Source organism: Rhodococcus sp. NPDC049939 (assembly GCF_040656415.1).
GTDB lineage: Bacteria > Actinomycetota > Actinomycetes > Mycobacteriales > Mycobacteriaceae > Rhodococcus_F.
This window is the reverse complement of record NZ_JBFAMC010000008.1, coordinates 70958-92455: the sequence shown is the minus strand read 5'-3', so window position 1 is coordinate 92455 and position 21498 is coordinate 70958. Positions and strand designations below refer to the sequence as shown.

At 62.0% G+C, this 21498-nt stretch carries 16 protein-coding genes; 5 read left to right on the top strand and 11 right to left on the bottom strand.

Annotated features, from left to right (window positions below):
* Positions 1-3: 3 nt before the first annotated feature.
* Positions 4-2991, bottom strand: coding sequence for an excinuclease ABC subunit UvrA (uvrA, locus tag AB0I57_RS19830; protein ID WP_358339215.1), 2988 nt, complete (start codon positions 2989-2991; stop codon positions 4-6).
* A gap of 153 nt (positions 2992-3144) precedes the next feature.
* Here uvrA and AB0I57_RS19825 point away from each other — a divergent pair, with 153 nt between their 5' ends.
* A complete protein-coding gene (locus AB0I57_RS19825; RefSeq protein WP_358339212.1) occupies positions 3145-3834 on the top strand; it encodes an MBL fold metallo-hydrolase in 690 nt (229 codons plus the stop codon).
* Between the two features lie 87 nt (positions 3835-3921).
* On the opposite strand, the gene AB0I57_RS19820 is transcribed toward AB0I57_RS19825, so the two are convergent.
* The 4 genes from AB0I57_RS19820 to AB0I57_RS19805 form a co-directional block, all read right to left on the bottom strand.
* A complete protein-coding gene (locus AB0I57_RS19820) occupies positions 3922-4026 on the bottom strand; it encodes a methionine/alanine import family NSS transporter small subunit (protein WP_358339209.1) in 105 nt (34 codons plus the stop codon).
* A complete protein-coding gene (locus AB0I57_RS19815) occupies positions 4023-5546 on the bottom strand; it encodes a sodium-dependent transporter (protein ID WP_358339206.1) in 1524 nt (507 codons plus the stop codon). Before AB0I57_RS19815 ends, AB0I57_RS19820 begins: the two co-directional genes overlap by 4 nt.
* 847 nt (positions 5547-6393) lie before the next feature.
* Positions 6394-6501: a methionine/alanine import family NSS transporter small subunit gene (locus tag AB0I57_RS19810; protein ID WP_358339204.1), complete on the bottom strand. Its 108-nt coding sequence runs from the start codon at positions 6499-6501 to the stop codon at positions 6394-6396.
* Complete coding sequence (locus AB0I57_RS19805) at positions 6498-8024, bottom strand: sodium-dependent transporter (RefSeq protein WP_358339201.1); 1527 nt, start codon at positions 8022-8024, stop codon at positions 6498-6500. The genes AB0I57_RS19810 and AB0I57_RS19805 overlap by 4 nt, the downstream gene beginning before the upstream one ends.
* A 564-nt stretch (positions 8025-8588) precedes the next feature.
* Here AB0I57_RS19805 and AB0I57_RS19800 point away from each other — a divergent pair.
* The gene (locus AB0I57_RS19800) at positions 8589-10871 is read left to right on the top strand and encodes an AAA family ATPase (RefSeq protein WP_358339198.1); all 2283 of its coding nucleotides are present in this window, start codon (positions 8589-8591) and stop codon (positions 10869-10871) included.
* A gap of 75 nt (positions 10872-10946) precedes the next feature.
* Here AB0I57_RS19800 and AB0I57_RS19795 read toward each other — a convergent pair whose 3' ends face one another.
* Entirely contained in the window at positions 10947-11399 is a 453-nt protein-coding gene (locus AB0I57_RS19795; RefSeq protein ID WP_358339196.1) for a universal stress protein, read from the bottom strand.
* Positions 11400-11885: 486 nt separating this feature from the next.
* On the opposite strand from AB0I57_RS19795, the gene AB0I57_RS19790 reads away from it, so the two are divergent.
* Entirely contained in the window at positions 11886-12920 is a 1035-nt protein-coding gene (locus tag AB0I57_RS19790; protein WP_358339193.1) for an FAD-dependent oxidoreductase, read from the top strand.
* Between the two features lie 53 nt (positions 12921-12973).
* Here the strand turns inward: AB0I57_RS19790 and uvrB are convergent, their stop codons facing one another.
* On the bottom strand, positions 12974-15136 hold the full coding sequence (gene uvrB, locus AB0I57_RS19785) for an excinuclease ABC subunit UvrB (RefSeq protein ID WP_358339190.1): 2163 nt from the start codon (positions 15134-15136) through the stop codon (positions 12974-12976).
* A 78-nt stretch (positions 15137-15214) separates the two neighbouring features.
* Between uvrB and AB0I57_RS19780 the strand changes: the two genes are divergently transcribed.
* Positions 15215-15733, top strand: coding sequence for a DUF402 domain-containing protein (locus AB0I57_RS19780; RefSeq protein WP_358339187.1), 519 nt, complete (start codon positions 15215-15217; stop codon positions 15731-15733).
* Between the two features lie 3 nt (positions 15734-15736).
* On the opposite strand, the gene coaE is transcribed toward AB0I57_RS19780, so the two are convergent.
* Both coaE and rpsA read right to left on the bottom strand, forming a co-directional pair.
* The gene (gene coaE / locus AB0I57_RS19775) at positions 15737-16951 is read right to left on the bottom strand and encodes a dephospho-CoA kinase (protein WP_358339184.1); all 1215 of its coding nucleotides are present in this window, start codon (positions 16949-16951) and stop codon (positions 15737-15739) included.
* Positions 16952-17076: 125 nt separating this feature from the next.
* Positions 17077-18561, bottom strand: coding sequence for a 30S ribosomal protein S1 (gene rpsA / locus AB0I57_RS19770; RefSeq protein WP_358339182.1), 1485 nt, complete (start codon positions 18559-18561; stop codon positions 17077-17079).
* 250 nt (positions 18562-18811) lie between these two features.
* Between rpsA and AB0I57_RS19765 the strand changes: the two genes are divergently transcribed.
* On the top strand, positions 18812-19705 hold the full coding sequence (locus AB0I57_RS19765; protein ID WP_358339179.1) for a class I SAM-dependent methyltransferase: 894 nt from the start codon (positions 18812-18814) through the stop codon (positions 19703-19705).
* A 36-nt stretch (positions 19706-19741) separates the two neighbouring features.
* On the opposite strand, the gene AB0I57_RS19760 is transcribed toward AB0I57_RS19765, so the two are convergent.
* The gene (locus AB0I57_RS19760; protein ID WP_358339176.1) at positions 19742-20503 is read right to left on the bottom strand and encodes an amino acid ABC transporter ATP-binding protein; all 762 of its coding nucleotides are present in this window, start codon (positions 20501-20503) and stop codon (positions 19742-19744) included.
* Positions 20500-21492 (bottom strand): amino acid ABC transporter permease, encoded by a 993-nt coding sequence (locus tag AB0I57_RS19755; RefSeq protein WP_358339173.1) that lies wholly within the window; start codon positions 21490-21492, stop codon positions 20500-20502. Before AB0I57_RS19755 ends, AB0I57_RS19760 begins: the two co-directional genes overlap by 4 nt.
* Positions 21493-21498 lie beyond the last annotated feature (6 nt).

Below are 21498 nucleotides of genomic sequence, written 5' to 3'. Positions count from 1 at the left end.
TGCTCAGCCGACTGCCGCGGCCTTTCTCTGTGCCCGCTTGCGCGGGGCTGGAGACCCGGCCGCGGCAGTCTTCTTCGAGGCAGTCCCTCTGCCGTCTGCACGGGCTGGTTTGGGCTTGGTGACAACAGGTGATGGAACCGAGAGAACGGTCTCGAGGAACCGGCCGGTGTAGCTCTCGGGTACCTGCGCTACGTCTTCGGGTGTGCCTTGCGCGACAACGGTTCCGCCTCCGGATCCGCCCTCAGGACCCATGTCGATAATCCAGTCCGACGTCTTGATCACGTCCAGGTTGTGCTCGATGACGATGACGGTATTTCCCTTGTCGACCAGTCCGTTGACGACCTTGAGCAGCTTGCGAATGTCCTCGAAGTGCAAGCCCGTCGTGGGCTCGTCCAGGATGTACACGGTGCGTCCTGTCGACCGCTTCTGCAGTTCGGCAGCGAGTTTGACGCGCTGCGCCTCACCACCGGACAGCGTGGGCGCGGGCTGGCCGAGCCGAACGTATCCGAGACCAACCTCCACGAGGGTTTTCAAGTATCGGTGAATGGAGGTGATCGGCTCGAAGAACGCGGCGGCGTCCTCGATCGGCATGTCGAGAACCTCGGCGATGGTCTTACCTTTGTAGTGGACTTCGAGAGTTTCCCGGTTGTATCGCGCACCGTGGCAGACCTCGCAGGGCACATACACGTCGGGCAAGAAGTTCATCTCGATCTTCAGTGTGCCGTCACCGGAGCAAGCCTCACACCGGCCACCTTTTACATTGAACGAGAACCGACCAGGCTGGTATCCGCGGACTTTCGCCTCCGTGGTGGCCGCGAACAGCGTTCGGATCTTGTCGAATACGCCGGTGTAGGTGGCTGCATTGGACCTGGGGGTGCGGCCGATCGGCGACTGGTCTACCCGCACGAGTTTGTCCAACTGGTCGAGCCCGTTGATGCGGGTATGCCGGCCCGGAACTTGACGGGCACCGTTGAGCTTGTTCGCCATGACGGTCGCGAGGATGTCGTTGACGAGAGTCGACTTGCCGGATCCGGACACACCGGTGACCGACGTGAGCACCCCGAGCGGGAAGCTGACGTCGATGCCACCGAGGTTGTGTTCGCGGGCGCCGACCACCGTGACCTGCCGTTTGCGTTCGACTGGTCTACGGATGGCGGGGACCTCGATGTGGCTGCGCCCCGCCAGATAGGCACCCGTCAAGGACTCGTCACAGTCGAGTAGCTCCTGATACGGACCGCTGTGGACGACTTCGCCTCCGTGCTCGCCGGCGAGCGGCCCGATGTCGACCACCCAGTCCGAGGTACGGATGGTGTCCTCGTCGTGTTCGACGACGATCAGCGTATTTCCGAGATCGCGTAGGCGCGTGAGGGTTTCGATGAGGCGGCGGTTGTCACGCTGGTGAAGACCGATCGACGGCTCGTCCAGTACGTACAGGACGCCCACGAGACCAGAACCGATCTGGGTGGCGAGACGAATACGCTGCGCCTCGCCACCGGAGAGGGTCCCGGCCGCACGGGCGAGTGAAAGGTACTCCAGGCCGACGTCGAGCAGGAAACCGAGGCGGGACTGAACCTCCTTGAGTACCTGACCTGCAATCGCCTCTTCGCGGCTACCCAGAGTGAGGCTGTTCAGGAAGTCCGCACAATCGGAGATCGACAGCTCGCACACCTCGGCGATCGACTTCTTGCCGAACTTCTCGCTCGAGATACTCACCGACAAGATCTCCGGGCGCAGACGTGCACCACCACATGCCGGACAGGGGATGTCACGCATGTAGCCGTCGTAGCGTTCCTTCATCTGGTCCGACTCGGTTTGCTCGAGACGGCGGTGAAGGAAGGGCATGACGCCTTCGAACTCCGCGTAGTAGGAACGGGTACGCCCGTACCGATTCTTGTACTGGACGTGAACTTGTTCCTCGCTGCCCTCCAGGATCGCACGGCGCGCCTTCGCCGGAATCTTGTTCCACGGCGTGGTCATATCGAAGCCGAGAATGTCGCCGAGGCCGGACAGCAACCGGCCGAAGTATTCGGAACTCTGCCCCATGGACCAGGGCGCGATCGCGCCGTCCTTCAGCGACAGTTCCGGGTCGGGAACGACGAGGTCGGGGTCGACCTCCTTGCGGATTCCGAGGCCGGTGCACTCGGGGCACGCGCCGTATGGAGAGTTGAACGAGAACGAACGCGGCTCGAGGTCATCGATGGAGAGCGCGTGGCCGTTGGGGCAGGCCAATTTCTCCGAGAACCGACGTTCGCGATCTGGAGCATTCTCTTCTCGGTCGACGAAATCGAGAACGACGATGCCCTCCGCCAGCCGCAACGCTGTCTCCACGGAATCAGTGAGACGCTGCTTCGAACTCGCTTTGACGGTGAGGCGGTCGACGACGACCTCGATGTCGTGTTTTTCCTGCTTCTTCAGCTTCGGCGGATCAGTGAGCGGGTGCACTACACCGTCGACCCTCACACGCGAGTAGCCCTGCACGTTGAGTTGGTCGAACAGGTCGACGAACTCTCCCTTGCGAGTACGCACCACCGGGGCAAGTACCTGGAAGCGAGCCCCTTCCTCCATGTCGAGAACCTGGTCGACGATCTGCTGCGGCGTCTGCCGCGCAATCTGCTCACCGCACACCGGGCAGTGCGCGGTACCCGCCCTGGCATACAGAAGCCGGAGGTAGTCGTAGACCTCAGTGATCGTCCCAACCGTCGACCGCGGGTTGCGATTGGTCGACTTCTGATCGATCGAGACGGCTGGTGACAACCCCTCGATGAAGTCGACGTCGGGCTTGTCCATCTGGCCGAGGAACTGGCGTGCGTACGCCGAGAGCGACTCGACGTAGCGTCGCTGACCTTCGGCGAAGATCGTATCGAACGCGAGACTCGACTTACCCGAGCCCGACAACCCGGTGAACACGATAAGACTGTCGCGAGGTAGATCGAGATCGATCCCTCGCAGATTGTGTTCACGGGCACCCCGTACGACAAGGCGATCCGCCACTGAATGTCCCTTCACTTGTTCCACGGCCGAGGATGCCTGTGAATGCTCTGTTCCCCTGACCGAGCCATGTTAAGCCGGGGCACCGACACGTTCTGCGGGACGAAGATCCGCCCAGCCACCCATCTGCCTCTATTCGACGGTAGCCTGCCCAACATGACCGAGCAGCACATGGTGATAGATGACTCCTACACCGGCCACGTCTCCCCCGGTTCCGCGCCGCAACGCCGTAGCGTGCCAGGAGCGACGATCACGAAGATGTCAGTGGGCCCCATGGACAACAACGTGTACCTGATCGTCTGTTCCGCAACTGGGAAATCCGTCCTGATCGACGCCGCCAACGAGACGCAACGGATCCTTCAGCTGATCGACGAGCACGCCCCGTCCCTCGAACTGATCGTTACCACACACCAGCACGGCGACCATTGGTTGGCGCTCGCAGACGTCGCCGCAGCGACCCTTGTGACCACCGCGGCACACCCCCTCGACTCCGGTCCACTGCCAGTCAGACCCGACCGCTTCCTCGAGGACGGACACACACTCACCGTCGGTGAAATCGCATTCGACGTGATCCACCTCGCCGGCCACACCCCCGGCTCGATCGCCCTCGCACTCACGGAAGCGGGCGGCGGCCGCACTCACCTCTTCACCGGGGATTCGCTATTCCCCGGGGGTCTTGGACGGACGACAAACGCGGAAGAGTTCAACTCGCTCTACCGGGATGTCACAACCAAGATCTTCGAGCGTTTCCCGGACGACACCGCGGTCTACCCCGGCCACGGCGACGACACCACCCTCGGCGTCGAGCGTCCTCATCTGGACGAGTGGCGTGAACGCGGTTGGTGATCCACCCGCTACATGATCAGCGATCAGTAAATGTGGGCGAACTACGGTAGGTCGCTTTCCGGCTCGTAGCCCTTCCGTGTCGCGCAACTACTCCTTGTCGGGGTGACGGTGCAGGCTCACGATGGTCGCCACCAATCCACCCCATATCACTGTGAGGGCTATCAGCATCATCACGATCGCAGACATACTCATACTTTTGTGCCATCCCTTGCCCGTTCGAAGTGTTCGAGTTTGTGTGTGCGCCGCCACGGGGTCAACGACAACAGCACTGCCGCGACGATCACCAGAATCTGCGCACCCCAACCGAAGGTATTGACGATGACACTGGGAACGCCGTCGTACCCGTTCTGTATGCGATCAATCGTCTCGTCGATCAACATGTACGCCAGCACAGCCGGGGTGATGACGCCGAGGAACAGCCGCCACGCGAAGCCGAGCTTCAACGACGACAACGAATTGAGGTGGTCTTCGAGGTTGGTCAGGCGCCGCAGCACCCAGGCGATGACCACGATGGCGACCAGCGCCACTCCGACGATTCCAATGTTGCTTGCGAAGTTGTCCAGCACGTCCAGGATGTTCAGTCCTGTGGTGGTCGGCAAAAAGAGTAGCGATATCGCTGCCGAGGCCCCACCCACCCCGAGGACAGCCGGTACGCGGCCGATGTCGAACTTGTCCTCGACGGCGGCGACGACAACTTGGACGACGCTGACCATCGACGTGAAACCGGCAAGCACCAGGGCTCCGAAGAACAGGATTCCGAAGAGAGGACCGCCGGGCATGGACGACACGATCGCCGGGAACGCGATGAACGCTAGTCCGATTCCATCGCTGACCACCTCGTTGACGGCGACCCCCGAGATGTTGGCCATATAGCCGAGTGTCGCGAAGACACCGATCCCGGCGAGGATTTCGAAACTGCTGTTCGAAAACGCCACCACGAGCCCGGAGTGGGTGAGATCCGTCTTGCGTCCCAGATAGGACGAATACGTGAGCATGATGCCGAACGCTACGGACAACGAGAAGAAGATCTGCGCGTATGCGGCGATCCACACGGTGGGGTGGGAAAGCGCGGACCAGTTCGGCCGGAAGAAGGCGTCGAGTCCCGTACCTGCCCCTTGGAGAAAGAGTGCGCGCACGACCAGGATCGCGAACATGGCGATCAGCAGCGGGACGAACAGCCGCGCCAACGATCCGATTCCACTCTGCACACCGAATATCAGCACCGCGAGCGTCAGAACCCACACCACCAGCAACGGAAGTACGACGCCGGGGACGAAGTCGAATGCGACATTTGCCTCACTGCTCTGATGCAGGAAGTCGTTGGAGAAGAAGTTCGCGGGGTTGTCACCCCAGGTCTCATAGAACGAGAAGAAGAAGTACCGGATCGCCCACGCGACGATCACCGCGTAGTACGTACTGATGACGAAACAGATACCGACCTGCCACCAGCCGATGCTTTCGGCACGCTTGTGCAGCCTGCGGAACGCCAGCGGCGGTGAGCCCCGGAACTTGTGGCCGAGGGCGTAGTCGAGGAACAGAAACGGAATTCCCGCCGTCAGCAACGCGACGAGATACGGGATGATGAAGGCGCCGCCGCCGTTCTCGTAGGCGACGTATGGGAACCGCCAGATGTTGCCCACACCGACGGCGGAGCCGATCGCGGCCAGGATGAACACGGTCCTTGCCGACCACGCCTCACGATGATGTTCCACTGCTGCTGCCACCTTTCGCTCGACGCAACCCCCGCTGCCGTTGGGTCGCCGTGCCCACTGAGTGTTGCCCAGTTACAGGCGTTTTCGTGCCCAGCAGCACCGACCGAGTCTCGATGTCGAGATCGTCGACATCGAGTCCCACCTCGAGTTTCTCTTGGCGACTTTCGCTGTGAAAATACGAATCCCGTGCGTATTGACTTTCGACAGTGTGGTGCGAGTCACCGACAAAGTCAATAGCGGGACGGCGTCGCGGAAGCGCCTCGCCAATGCCTTCGCGACTGCCCCCGATGAGTAGAGCGTTGCCATGTGATGGGCACAACCGACATGCCTACAACTCGTACATCGTTGGGGGACAACAGTTCAACGATCATCAGTGACTGGTGTCGGCGAGCCTCCAGCATGAGTAGGTGACATCGGATCCGGCTTACCGACGAGGGCGGACTATGAGGATGTTGCACTGCCCGTTCCCCACTCCCGAAAGTTCCGTCACGACGTCGTACCAGTCGTTCGCAACCGCGCCCCAAACCTGGGAGAGCTGCAAGTATCGGTCGATGGCAAAACGCCACCTAGTTGTCGCTGCTGAACATCTCCGAGCGCTCGATCACCGCGGAACGACTGTCTGGGTGTGCTGGCGTGGATGAGCAAGCAAGCGGGAAATGCCCAGCGCACGAACATCATTCGTTGCAACTCGAGATTCCTGAAACTCTGCTCCCAGCAGACCATTTCGGCGTCGGATGCGCTGTGTCGAGCTGGATCGGCTCTTGGAGAAGCTTGTGGAAATACAGTTGCGGGCCCCGACTCCAAGTGATACAAGGATGCCGGCGACCCGCAACTCTTCTGTGACGTTCTACTGCTCGTTGTCGGGGTGACGTTGCAGGCCCACGATGCTCGCCACCAAGCCACCCCATATCAACGTGAAGGCAACCAGCATCATCACGATCGCGGATACGCTCATTGTTTCTCGCCAACCTTTACCGATTCGACGTGTTCGAGTTCTACTTCTTTTCGCCGCCACGGGGTGAACGACAACAGGACTGCGGCGACGATCACCAGGATCTGTGCACCCCAACCGAAGGTATTGACGAGCACGTCGGGAAGGCCACCGTACCCGTCCTGTATGCGTTCGATCGTCTCGTCGATCAACATGTACGTGAGCACAGCCGGGGTGATGACGCCGATGAACAGGCGCCATGCGATGCCGAGCTTGAACGACGACAACGAGTTGAGGTGATCTTCGAGGGTGGTCAGGCGCCGCAGCACCCAGGCGACCACAACGGTCGCGACCAGCGCCGCACCGACGAGCCCGATGTTGTTCGCGAAGCTGTCCAGCACGTCCAGGATGTTCAGTCCGGTGGTGGTCGGCAGGAGCAGCAGCGATATGGCCGCGGAGACACCGCCCACGCTCAGGACGGCTGGAACACGGCCGATTCCGAACTTGTCCGCTATGGAAGCAACGGGAACCTGGAGGACGCTGACCATCGAGGTGAAGCCGGCGATCACCAGGGTTCCGAAGAACAGTAATCCGAACAGAGGGCCGCCGGGCATCGACGAGATGATCGTCGGGAACGCGATGAACGCGAGTCCGATTCCACTCTCGACCACTTCGTCGACCGCGATCCCCGAGAGGCTTGCCATGTATCCGAGTGTCGCGAAGACGCCGATCCCGGCAAGAATCTCGAAGCTGCTGTTCGAGAAGGCCACCACGAGTCCGGAGCGGGTGAGGTCTGTCTTACGTCCCAGATAGGACGAGTACGTGAGCATGATGCCGAACGCAACGGACAAGGAGAAGAAGATCTGCCCGTATGCGGCAATCCACACGGTGGGGTCGGACAGAGCGGACCAGTTCGGCTGGAAGAAGGCATCGAGTCCGGTACTTGCCCCCTGGAGGAAGAGTGCACGTACGACAAGGATTCCGAACATGACGATCAGCAGCGGGACGAACAGCCGCGCCAACGCGCCGATTCCCTTCTGCACACCGAATGCCAGCACCACCAACGTCAGAACCCATACCACCAGCAGCGGGAATGCGACGCCGGGGACGAAGTCGAATGAGACCGTCGCGTCACCGTTCTGATTCAGGAAGTCGCTCGAGAAGAACGTTCCCGGGTCGTCACCCCATGCTTCATTGAATGAGAAGAAGAAGTACCGGATCGCCCACGCGACGATTACGGCGTAATACACACCGATGACGAAGGAGATGCCGACCTGCCACCACCCAATGGCTTCGGCACGCTTGTGCAGCCGGCGGAACGCCAAGGGCGGTGAGCCCCGGAACTTGTGACCGAGGGCATAGTCCAGGAACAGGAATGGAATTCCCGCGGTCAGGAGCGCGACAAGATACGGGACGATGAAGGCGCCGCCGCCGTTCGTGTAGGCAACGTACGGGAACCTCCAGATGTTACCCAGACCGACGGCGGAGCCGATCGCGGCCAGGATGAACACGGTCCGTCCCGACCACGCCTCTCGTTGACGTTCCACTGTCGTTCGTTGCCTTTCGCTCGACGCAGACACCGGGTGCCGCTTGAGTCGCCGTACCCATTGGGCGCTTCCAAAGTTATCGGCGATTTCCGTGTGCGCAGCAGAGTACACCTGCTGCCGGAGTTGCCAAGTCCTCGAGTTTCGTCTGGCGACTTTTGCTATGGGAGTATGGATCCCGAGCAAATGAACTGTCGACATATGTGATGGGACTCACCGACAAAGTCAACAGCGTCACACGGTCGCGAAGCTCCACTTCGCCCGTGCCGAGGAAATCGGCTGCACAATAGGCCCCAGATGTCAAGCTTAATCCCGTGTGACGGGAAGAACACGGACACACAACTTGCCACTGGGCCGAACCGACCGAGTGTTCTTGTAAGTGATGGGCGCGCCTGCCGCGCAGTCTTCCGCGAACCTGATGTCCGGGTCCACCACGCGACGCGATCTTGCTCGACTGGAAGCGATCGCCGACCTGCGACTCGGGCGGTAGACCCCTCCGGCCGACTAGACTGTTCAGGCACTTTTGCAGCCGATCGGATCTGCAGCAGAACCAGTCGAGGAGCCCCCTTGCCCGATGAGGACACGTCGCATGACGAGCGCGAGCTCGAGCAGCAATACGTGACAATGCTCTACGCCCGACTCGATGCCCTTCGCCGGTACGCGGCGGCCAGGCTCAGCCGTGTGCTGCTCGAAAGCGGCGGGACCCCCCAGGCTCGGAGCGAGCGGGAATCCTTCAACCAGCTCTACACCGAAGATCTCGCCAAGTACGACGCCGCCGAAAACGGGCTCTGCTTCGGGCGGATCGACCTCGACGGAGAAAGCCGCTACATCGGGCGTCTCGGCATCCTCGACGAGGAGAACGATTACGAGACACTGCTGCTCGATTGGCGTGCACCACTTGCGCGCCCGTTCTACCTCGCCACCCCCGCGGCCCCCGACGGCGTCTCGCGTCGACGGCACATTCGCACCCGGAGTCGACGCGTGACTGCGGTCAACGACGAGTACCTGGATCTGGCGGCAGCGGAGGCCGCGGGCGCCGTCACAGGTTCCGACGGGGTTGCGGGCGAGAGCGCATTGCTTGCAGCGCTGAACGCCGCGCGAACGGGCCAGATGCACGACATCGTCGAGACGATCCAGAGTGAGCAGGACGCCATCATCCGGTCCGAACACAAGAGCGTGCTGGTAGTACAGGGTGGCCCCGGCACCGGCAAGACTGCGGTCGCCCTACACCGTGCCGCATACCTCCTGTACACATACCGCCGGCAACTCGCGAAGTCCGGCGTACTCATCATCGGTCCAAACGCGAAGTTCCTCGACTACATCAGCCAGGTACTACCCTCGCTCGGCGAGACGGGTGTGCTGCTGTCGACGATCGGCAACCTCTATCCCGGTGTCCGTGCCACGGTCGAGGACAGCCTGGAGTCCAGCGAGATCAAGGGTTCTCTAGACATACTGGACGTTCTGAAGAAGGCGGTACGGGATCGGCAGGAAGTGCCGCCGCGTCCCGTCGAACTCACGTTTGATTCCTACCGGATCACCCTGGACCGTAAGGTCGTCACTCGCGCGCGGGGTCGGGCGCGGTCGTCCCGGCGCCCGCACAACCTGGCTCGCCCGATATTCGTCTCCGCGGTCGTCGATGCGCTGGCCCAGCAACTCGCCGACACACTGGGCGCCAACGTCGTCGACGGTGGAAATCTGCTGAGCCGGGACGACATCGCCGATATTCGGGACGAGATGCGCGAGGATCCGCAGATCATGGAGGTAATCAACTCCTTCTGGCCCGAATTGTCGCCGCAGCAGGTTCTCACCGAGTTGTTGGCTTCACCGAAGAGGCTGGCCGACGCCGCACCGAACTTGACCGAATCCCACCGAGCGCTGCTGCATCGACCCGCCACTCGCGGCTTCAGTGCCGCCGATGCGCCCCTTCTCGACGAACTTGCGGAACTACTCGGAGTCGACGATGCCGCCGAGCGTGAACTTGCTCGCCGACAGTGGAGGGCGCAGATCGCAGACGCACAGGGCGCACTCGACATCTTGACCGGTTCGGCGCCACAGGATCTCGAAGACGAGCTGGATCCCGAGATCCTGATGGCATACGACCTCATCGACGCCAGCCAGTTGGCGCAGCGTCACGATGTAGGACAGCATCGAACCACTGCGGAACGTGCGGCCGGTGATCGTACCTGGACCTACGGTCACGTCATCGTCGACGAGGCTCAAGAGCTCTCGGAAATGGCATGGCGAATGCTGATGCGCCGCATACCGAATCACTGGATGACCCTTGTCGGAGACACGGCACAGACGGGTGATCCGGCCGGAACGACCTCGTGGCAGCGAATTCTGGAACCGTATGTGGCGAACCGTTGGAAACTCACCGAACTCACCGTGAACTACCGCACGCCGGCGGAGATCATGGCGCCGGCGCAGCGGCTGCTCACCGCGATCGATCCGGAGCAGGCCGTACCGCGGTCGGTTCGAAAGTCCGGATCGTCGCCATGGTCCTTACAGGTCTCTGCCGACCTCATGACAGATACCCTGCGCACGTGCGTCTCTCACGTGGATCACCCGGGCACGACCGCTCTGATCGCCAGTCGCGGACTCGCCGCCGAACTTGCCGATCTGGCGTCCGACACCGTCAGCGTCCTCACCGTGCGAGATGCGAAGGGGTTGGAGTTCGATTCTGTGTTCATCGCAGAACCTCAAGACATCCTCGACGAGTCGCCGCGGGGGGTGAACGACCTTTACGTCGCGCTGACCCGCGCCACACAACGCCTCGGTGTCCTTCACACCCGACCGCTGCCCGAGGTACTGTCCGATCTGGTTCCTGCAGAAGCCACACCGTGGTCGTGACATCCGTGCGCCGCAGAGACTCGATCGCCTAAAACCTGATCCCCGCGACGCACCACAGCTGGTCGAAAGTGTGCGTCAGCGAACCGTATGCACGATCAGAACGTCGGACGTGGACTTGCGAGCCGCGTCCGATGGAACGGACCCCAGGAGCCGCCCGGTCAGAGTGTTGAGCCCACGGTTTCCGACCACCAGAAGTCCCGCCTCGACCTCTTCGACCAGACTCAACAGCGAGTCCACCGGCTCACCGACTATCGCCCGCTCTACGACATCCTTGGCGCCCACCGCGTGAGCACGCTCTCTTGCCGTGCGCAGGATGTCGTACGTCGGCGCCGAGCCCGTGATCTGATACGCCTCGTCACCGAGCGCATCAGCGTCATGGCTGATGTCCTTGGGATCAGCCGGATAATATGCGCACGCGATAACCAGTTTGGCGCCGGCGTCTCCTGCGATGGAAGCAGCCTTCTCTACGGCCAGGAAAGACGACTCAGAGCCATCGGTTCCCACGACTACGGTCTGGTAGGCGCTCATTCATTCCTCCACGTTCGCGATGATCGGTCAACCGTCTGCACGGTGGACCGACTGTTGCCTTGGTCGATATACAGGATCCGGCGCACGGAATGGCTGGACCCTGCAGCTACTGCGCTGTCCCTAACGGTATCGGTAAGGGGCAAATGCATTTGCAGGACATGCCCGGACATCGGCGGGACAGGCCAACTCTCGGACCGAACAGGCTCAGAGTCGATGTCGTCCGAATCTTCCCGAACCCACAGGCATCACCCGGACCTGCCGACAACAGGCCGCGAAATGGGCCGGCGGGCTGGTCCTGAACGCGTGAAACTGCAGGCCGCAGCCCTGCCAGTCAATATCGACGGCGCTCTGCCCGCCCGGGGTCACGTATCGTGCAGATATGTATTGCCGTTCCTCGCAAGACATGCACTTTCGCCAATTCGGCAGCCGTGCGGCACCGAGACTCACGCAACGTCGGCTCGGGGGTAGTGGCGATTCGGGTGTGGCATGCGAGTAGCTGTAGTCGGGGGCGGCGTAATCGGACTGGCAACTACTTACTACCTACTCCAGTCGAATCAAACCGTAAGGTGCTTCGAAAAGCGCCGGCCGATGTTGGAACGCTCACTGGGCTCGTCGCGAATATTCCGATTGGCTCACCAAGAGCCCGAGCTCGTCACCATTGCATCGAAATCGCGTGCCTTATTTGCTCAGTGGGAAATGGGCGAGGGGCCAATCATAAGTGACTGTGGAACGGTCATCAGCGGCGGAGAATTGGAGCCTTGGGCATCCAGCATGGCCGCCGCGGGCGCGAAATATGAGATCGCGTCGTCGTCATCGAACACCCTCCGCCTTCCGACCCGGAAGCCACCCAGTCTCGCCCTTGTCGACCTCAGTGGCGGAGTCATCGACGTCGACAGAGTCAGGAACTTGTTGACTGGCGCAACGGCAGCTTCAATACATCTCGAGCAAGTCCATGCGCTCGAGCACCTTGCTCACGGTGTTCGAATCTGGACTGAGAGCAGCCACACCGACTTCGACGCCACAATCATTGCGGCGGGAGCAGGAACACCCGAACTCGCGGCGCAAGTCGGTATGCATACACCCAGCGAAATGCAACACACCCTACGGCTGACATTCCGCTTGAACGTGGGCGTCGAGAGTCCTCAGTGCTGGATCGACAAGCCGCTGGACGGGATCAGCACATATCAACACGAAAACACCCCTGGGCAGTGGGCCGTCGGTGCTCACATGCCGCCCGATGATGTGGCCTGGGAGGTCGGCCGCGATCACGCGGAGAAGGCCTCAGCCCGGGTTGTCCAAGACTATGTCGCAACTACTCTCGATCGAGTGGACCCCACCGAAATCGGAAGGGTCTACTGCACACACCCGAACCTGGGAGACGGGTTCCATATCCTACGGCAGGGCAGCATTCTTGCCTTCTACGGCGACAATCTGTTCAAAATGGCGCCATTTGTGGGGAAAACGCTGGCCGACGCGATCGTAGATGGCTCTACCCCGTCTCAATCCGACCTCGCAAACTAGTGCCGTGCGCTGCCCGCATCCATGCTCGAGAACGGTACCGGGCCGCGCCGGCGCTACTTCAGGCCGGCCGCGTCCATGCCACGCAGTTCCTTCTTCAAGTCGGCGATCTCGTCTCGGAGTCGACCGGCGAGCTCGAACTGCAGGTCGCGGGCCGCGTTCATCATCTGGTCGGTCAATTCCTTGACCAGGTCGGCCAACTCGGCCCTTGGCATCGACTTTGCGTCACGGCCCTCGTAGACCCCAGCGCTGATCGTACGACCGGCCTCACCCTGGGCGCGGCGACCCCGTGTGGCGTTTCGTCCAGATCCACCCACCTCGGCACCCACGGCCGTGTCCTCGGCCTCCTCATAGACCTGATCGAGGATGTCGGCGATCTTCTTCCTCAAGGGTTGCGGATCGACGCGCATCTTCTTGTTGTAGGCGATCTGTTTTGCGCGGCGTCTCTCTGTCTCCTCGATAGCGTTCTGCATCGAGTCGGTGATCTTGTCGGCGTACATGTGAACCTGTCCGGACACGTTGCGTGCCGCACGCCCGATCGTCTGAATGAGGCTTGTGGAGCTTCGAAGGAAGCCTTCCTTGTCTGCATCGAGAATGGCCACCAACGACACCTCGGGGAGGTCCAGGCCCTCACGCAGCAAGTTGATGCCCACCAGCACGTCGTACTCGCCGAGTCGAAGTTGTCGCAGCAACTCGACCCGTCGGAGGGTATCGATATCCGAGTGCAAGTACCGAACCCGGATGCCGAGTTCGAGAAGATAGTCGGTGAGATCTTCGGCCATCTTCTTTGTCAGAGTGGTCACCAGGACCCGCTCGTCGCGGTCTTGGCGCTCGCGGATCTCGTGTATCAGATCGTCGATCTGTCCCTTGGTGGGCTTCACGATGACTTCGGGATCGACCAAGCCGGTAGGGCGGATCACCTGCTCGACGAACTCGCCGCCTGACTGCCCTAGTTCGTACGCACCGGGTGTCGCCGACAGATACACCGTTTGCCCGATCCGCTGGGTGAACTCCTCCCAGGTCAATGGACGATTGTCGGTGGCGGACGGCAACCGGAAGCCGAACTCGACGAGATTTCGCTTGCGCGACATGTCGCCCTCGTACATCGCCCCGATCTGTGGGACCGTCACATGCGATTCATCGATGACGAGGAGGAAATCCTCGGGGAAGTAGTCGATCAGCGTCGCCGGCGGCGTGCCTGCCGCGCGCCCGTCTATGTGGCGTGAGTAGTTCTCGATGCCGGAGCAGAATCCGACCTGCTTGATCATCTCGAGGTCATACTCGGTGCGCATCCTCAGCCGCTGCGCCTCGAGGAGTTTGCCCCTGTTCTCGAGATCCGCGAGCCTCTCCTCGAGTTCGGCCCCGATGTCCTTGACGGCGCGTTCCATCCGCTCGGGACCGGCGACATAGTGCGTTGCAGGGAAGATTCGCACCGAATCAACCTGACGCACAACGTCTCCCGTGAGGGGATGCAGGTAGTACAACGCCTCGATCTCGTCACCGAAGAACTCGATGCGCACCGCCAGCTCCTCATACGAGGGAATGATCTCGACCGTGTCACCGCGCACCCGGAAGGAACCTCGAGTGAACGCCAGATCGTTGCGGGTGTACTGCACGTCGACGAGCAATCTCAGCAGTGCATCGCGGGGTACCTCCACGCCGACCTCGAGTTGCACCGAACGGTCGAGGTACGACTGCGGAGTTCCGAGGCCGTAGATGCATGATACGGACGCCACTACGACGACGTCCCGACGCGAGAGCAGGTTCGAGGTCGCGGAATGCCGCAATCGTTCGACATCATCGTTGATCGACGAGTCCTTCTCGATGTAGGTGTCCGTCTGCGCGATGTAGGCCTCGGGTTGGTAGTAGTCGTAGTACGAGACGAAGTACTCGACGGCGTTGTTCGGCAGCATGTCTCGCAGTTCGTTGGCGAGTTGCGCAGCAAGGGTCTTGTTGGGCGCCATCACCAACGTTGGTCGCTGAACCTTCTCGATGAGCCAGGCTGTGGTCGCAGACTTGCCGGTACCCGTTGCCCCGAGCAGAACCACGTCCTTCTCGCCCGCTCTGATGCGCCGCTCGAGGTCGGCGATGGCCGTCGGTTGGTCGCCTGCCGGTTTGTGGTCACTGACCACTTCGAACTGTCCCTCCGCCCGTTCGATGTCACTGATCGGACGGAACTCGGAATGTGCCACCACGGGATGCTCGGATGCAAACGCCATACAACCAGGCTAGGCGCAAGCACCGACACCCTCACCGGCCAAGCGCCGACGGGCAACATTCCCGGTAGATTTCCCCCCATGGGAGACGCTGGTCGCCGCATTCACGCACCGAAGATCGAGTACTTCGACCTGCAGGAACGCACCAACACGGATCCGAAGGGCTTCATTCGGTCGGTCGATCACTACCGCGTCGAACCGTGGGGGCTCTACATGGCTAGGTCATCCGATCACCCGCAGTTCCACTATCTCGAGTCGTGGCTGCTCCCCGACCTCGGAATCCGTGCCTCGATCTTCCACTACCACCCCTATCACCAGCGCGATCAGGATCACTACGTGGACATCGGCACCTTCACCCGCGGCGATCGGGTCTGGAAATCCGAGGACCACTATCTCGACCTCGTCATCCGAACCGGCCGTGACACCGAACTCCTCGATGTCGACGAACTCATGGAAGCGTGCAGAACGAGCCTGCTGGATGCGGCTACCGCAGAGCAGGCCGTGCTGTCGGCCGCGACGGCAATCGACGGGATCGCCGCCCACGGTCACGACCTCGGCCGCTGGCTGGAGTCACTGGGGATGCCGATCGATTGGCGCTGACGCCTACGGCGACCACCCCGTCTGCTCCGCCCAGTGCCACGCCCGGTCGTAGGCACGGTCGAACCACGGCGCCTTCCCTTCGACGTAGGACTCGACCGCTTCCTTGTCGGACGAGCATGAGGCGGCTTTGGCGGCCGCGGCCCTCTTGATCGCAGAGTACTCGGCGCGAGCCTCAGCGTCGGCGCGGAGCCAGTCCCGGAACACGAGCGCGAAGCGCTGTCCGGGCCACTCTGCGACGCGGAGGTGAATGCGGGCCGGCCGTGCCGGATCTGCCGCTCCATGAATTCGCTTGCCCCACAACGCCGGGTCGGTCTCCCCTCCCTGGTACGCCGGTTTAGGGTCGTCCGCCGTGACGTTCTCGATCCGCGGAAAACCTGCGGCGGCGAGGGATTCGCCGAGGTCATCTGCGATCTCCAGGCTCGCAACAGTGATCTGAATATCGATGACATCTCTGGCGGGCAGTGCGTCAACAGCGGTCGAGCCGATGTGGTCGATACGCAAAGCCCGATCGCCGCACGCGAGCTCGAGCCGAGCGATGAGCCGACGCGCCTGCTCGGGCCATTGCGGATTGGCCGGAACGAGCACAGGCAGGGCACTCACGACGGTCCGAGAACGAATGTTGGACTCGAACGGCACGAGACGCTCGGCCCACAACTCACGGATCTTCGGCTCCAGCGAATCCGGAGCCCCATTGTTGTCGAGCAGGATATCGCCTGCAATCCGCCGCTGAGTGTCGTCAGCCTGGGCAGCGATGCGGGACCGCACGTCGGACTCGAGCATCCCCCTCGAACCGACGAGGCGCCGCACGCGCTCTTCGGCTTCGACGCACACGATGAGCACCAAATGGAAGGCAGCGCCCATCTGACCCTCGACGAGCAATGGGATGTCCTGAACGAGCACCGCGTCCTCAGGAACCGACTCGATGATCTCCATCGTGCGCGCGCCGACAAGGGGGTGGACTATCGAGTTCAGCGCCAGCCGAGATTCTTCGTCGGCGAAAGCCCGTGCGGCCAGGGCCTGACGGTCCAGTGCCCCGCCCTCTGTCAGGATGTCCTCGCCGAATCGGTCGGTGAGGGCTGCGAGGCCAGGGGTTCCGGGTTCGACGACCTCCCTCGCTATCAGGTCAGCGTCGACGATGACGGCCCCGAGGTCGGCAAGGATCTTCGACACCGTGGACTTCCCGGCTCCTATGCCTCCAGTGAGGCCGATTCTCAACACGCTCCCCAGTGTTGCATCCATCCACAGCAGCCCACATTCCGGAGGGTCCACATACAGAAAAGACCCCGCCCCTGCAAATTCAGGGGCGGGGTCTTTGGCTTAACGAAAGGTGTCAGCCGAATTCGTCAGGCGTTGCCGGACAGCTTCTCGCGCAGAGCGGCGAGCTGTGCATCGCTGGCCAACGATCCACCAGCAGCCTCGGACGCCGATGCGGCGGGCGCTGCAGCTGCGTCGGCCTCTTCGCCACCCGATTCCGAGGAGTAGCCGGCGGCAGCAGTGGCAGCCTCGGCGGCCTCGTCTGCGGCCGTCTTCTCCATCTGGGCGGTGTGCATCTTGTGGCGACGCTCAGCCTCGGCGTAGCGGTTCTCCCACTCTTCACGCTGCTTGTCGAAGCCCTCGAGCCATTCGTTGGTCTCGGGATCGAATCCCTCGGGGAAGATGTAGTTGCCCTGCTCGTCGTAGCTGTCCGCCATGCCGTACTTCGACGGATCGAACTCGGCGTTGTAGTCCTCGTTCGCTTGCTTCAGCGACAGCGAGATCCGGCGACGTTCGAGGTCGATGTCGATGACCTTGACGAGTGCATCGTCGCCGACGCCGACAACCTGGTCCGGAACCTCTACGTGGCGCTCGGCCAGCTCCGAGATGTGGACGAGGCCTTCGATTCCTTCTTCGACGCGCACGAAGGCACCGAACGGAACCAGCTTCGTGACCTTGCCGGGGACGATCTGGCCGATGGCATGGGTGCGGGCGAACTGACGCCACGGGTCTTCCTGCGTGGCCTTGAGCGACAGGGAAACGCGCTCGCGATCCAAGTCGACGTCGAGAACCTCGACAGTGACCTCGGTGCCGACCTCGACGACCTCGGACGGGTGGTCGATGTGCTTCCAGGACAACTCGGACACGTGCACCAAGCCGTCGACGCCGCCGAGGTCCACGAAGGCACCGAAGTTGACGATGGAGGAAACAACGCCCTTGCGGACCTGGCCCTTCTGCAGCTGGTTCAGGAACTCGCTGCGAACCTCGGACTGCGTCTGCTCGAGCCATGCACGACGTGAGAGGACCACATTGTTGCGGTTCTTGTCGAGCTCGATGATCTTGGCCTCGATCTCCTTGCCGACGTACGGCTGGAGGTCACGGACCCGCCGCATCTCGACGAGCGAAGCAGGAAGGAAGCCGCGAAGGCCGATGTCGAGGATCAGACCGCCCTTGACAACCTCGATGACGGTGCCCTTGACTGCCTCGTCCTTCTCTTTGAGCTCCTCGATGGTGCCCCAAGCGCGCTCGTACTGAGCACGCTTCTTCGACAGGATCAGTCGGCCTTCCTTGTCCTCCTTGGTGAGGACGAGAGCTTCGACCTCATCTCCCACGGAGACGACCTCGTTGGGGTCTACGTCGTGTTTGATGGAGAGCTCACGAGAGGGGATGACGCCTTCGGTCTTGTAACCGATGTCGAGCAAAACCTCGTCCCGATCGACCTTGACGATGGTGCCTTCGACGATGTCGCCATCGTTGAAGTACTTGATCGTAGCGTCGATGGCGGCGAGGAAGTCCTCGGCGGAGCCGATGTCATTGACGGCGACCTGCGGCGAGGTCACGGTGGTGGAGGGCATGTGTTGAGTTGCTCCGGACGGGTTGTGGTCGGTTGATGGTGTTCTGTCGGACTAGCAACCTGAACCGACGAAACATACCCGCCGAATCAGGCCACCCTGAGTGCAGCGAACGACACCCGATTGGAACAGAACAATCTCGAACTGAACCGAATCCGATGTCGCACACGTAGACACTTGCGTGCAATAGGCTACGCGCCTTGGGGCAAGCTGGGCAAACCCGGGCACGTCCTCGCGCTCTAGTCTGTCCCCCATGCCCGATTCTCACTCCGCCGGATCACCCTTCTCGCCCGAAGACGACCGTCACGGCGCGGCAAATTCAGTCCTCGGAACCGCCGCGGTCGGCCGAGTCCGCGTCGATTCCGAAACCAGCGAACGTGCGAGTCGCGCCTGGTGGGACGCTGACGCCGACGACTACCACCGCGCGCACGGCGAGTTCCTCGGCGTCGACGCGCGGGATGGCGAGTTCGTTTGGTGCCCGGAAGGCCTTCACGAAGGCGATCACCACCTTCTCGGTGAGGTGGCGGGAAAGGACATCCTCGAAGTCGGTTGCGGGTCCGCACCGTGCGCGCGTTGGCTGGCGGCTCGAGGCGCTCGGGCCGTCGGACTCGATCTGTCGATGTCGATGTTGACCCGAGGCGCCCAGGCGATGCGGGTGGGAGGGGCAACAGTGCCGCTCGTGCAGGCGGGGGCTGAACACCTGCCTTTTGCAGACTCCAGTTTCGACATAGCGTGTTCGGCTTTTGGTGCAGTTCCGTTTGTTGCGGACTCACAGCAGGTAATGCTCGAGGTTGCGCGAGTTCTTCGCCCCGGAGGACTCTGGGTATTCGCGGTCAACCACCCGATCCGCTGGATCTTTCCGGACGATCCGGGCCCGCGGGGACTGACCGCCACTCTCCCCTACTTCGATCGCACGCCCTACGTGGAGGTCGATGACGACGGTGTACCCACGTACGTGGAGCATCACCGGACCCTCGGCGACCGGGTCCGTGAGATCGTAGCGGCGGGGCTCGAGATCCGCGACATCATCGAGCCGGAGTGGCCCGAGTGGCTCGAGCGCGAGTGGGGCCAGTGGAGTCCGCTGCGCGGGCAACTATTCCCCGGGACCGCCATCTTCAGTTGCCGCAAGCCCTCGAGCACTCCGTGACCTTGCAAGGCCCACGAAGTACTCGAGGACGCCTCGTCAGAGCAGCTTGGAGAGAAACGCCTTCGTACGTTCGTGCTGCGGATTGGTCAGCAACTCGTTGGGTTTGCCCGATTCGACGATCACGCCGGCATCCATGAACGCCAGGCGGTCGGCCACCTCCCGTGCGAAGCCTATTTCATGGGTCACGACGACCATGGTCATGCCGCCCGCGGCGAGATCTTTCATTACGCCGAGTACCTCTCCGACCAATTCTGGGTCGAGAGCGGAAGTCGGCTCGTCGAACAACATCAGCTTGGGATCCATTGCAAGCGCGCGGGCGATGGCAACGCGTTGCTGCTGGCCGCCAGACAGTTGCGCCGGATAAGCGTCCGCCTTCTCGCTCAACCCGACCTGCTCGAGCAGCGCCCGCGCGCGTTCGATGGCCTTCTTCTTGTTCATCCGCTTCACCTGCGTGGGCGCCTCGATGATGTTCTCCAGCGCTGTCCGGTGCGGGAAGAGATTGAAGTGCTGGAACACCATGCCTATGCCGCGGCGTTGCTTCGCCGCAGCACGCGGATGCAGTTCGTGGAGTTTTCCGTGCCGTTCGGCGTAGCCCACGATCTCGCCGTCGACATACAACCGCCCCGCGTTGACCTGCTCGAGGTGGTTGATGCAGCGCAGGAACGTCGACTTACCCGATCCGGACGGGCCGACCAGGCACAGGACCTGACCCCGATCGATTTCGAGCGACACACCCTTGAGTACCTCGAGTGCGCCGAAGTTCTTGCACACCCGATCCGCCTTGACCATCGGCGTCATTTTCGTTCCCCTCCGGGTGCATCCGGCAAGTGGGCGGTGCCGGGTTCGACTATGAGTGGCTTACCCTCCGCGTCGGCGAGGGCCTGCAACTGTCGCGTCGTCAGCTCGCGGGTCGCGCCCTTGGAGAAGTATCGCTCCAGGTAGTACTGGCCGATCATCAGCACGCTCGTGATGGCGAGATACCAGGTGGCGGCAACCATCAACAATGGAATCGGCTGAAAGTTGGCCCCGGAGATATCTCTGGTACGGCCGTACAATTCGAGGGTATATGGAATAGCGGAGACCAGCGATGTCGTCTTGAGCATGCCGATCAGCTCATTGCCCGTGGGCGGGATGATCACACGCATGGCCTGTGGCAGGACCGTTCGCCGCATGGTCTGCGACCAGGTCATGCCGAGCGCCACTGACGCCTCGGTCTGCCCCTCGCCCACCGAGTTCACGCCGGCCCGGACAATCTCGGCCATGTAGGCGGCCTCGTTCAGCCCGAGGCCGATTATCGCGAACAGGAAGGCCGCGTTCAGTCCCTGCAGGTCGATGTGCACGAACTGGTGGACGAACGGGATACCGAGATCCAACTGCTTGTAGATGGCCGGAAACAATCCCCAGAACACCAACTGCACGTATACCGGGGTGCCACGGAAGACCCATAAGTAGACCCACGCAACAGTCTTCAACACGGGATTCGACGACAACCGCATCACCGCGAGGATCACACCCAGCACGATGGCAATCGCCATCGCCAGGACGGTGAGCTGAATGGTTTTCCACGCCGCAGCGGAGATCCGCTCGTCGAACAGGTAGCGTGCGTAGATGTCCCACCGGTACGCCTCGTTGGTCAGTGCTCCGTAGACGAACAGGGCCAGCAGCGCACCCACGACGATCGCGGCAATCCATCGACCGGGACGACGCAGCGGGACAGCCTTGATCGGCTCCGGTTCCTCGTTCGTCGCGCCCACCGACCCTGCGGGCGTGTACTCCGAATCAGACACTGTTCA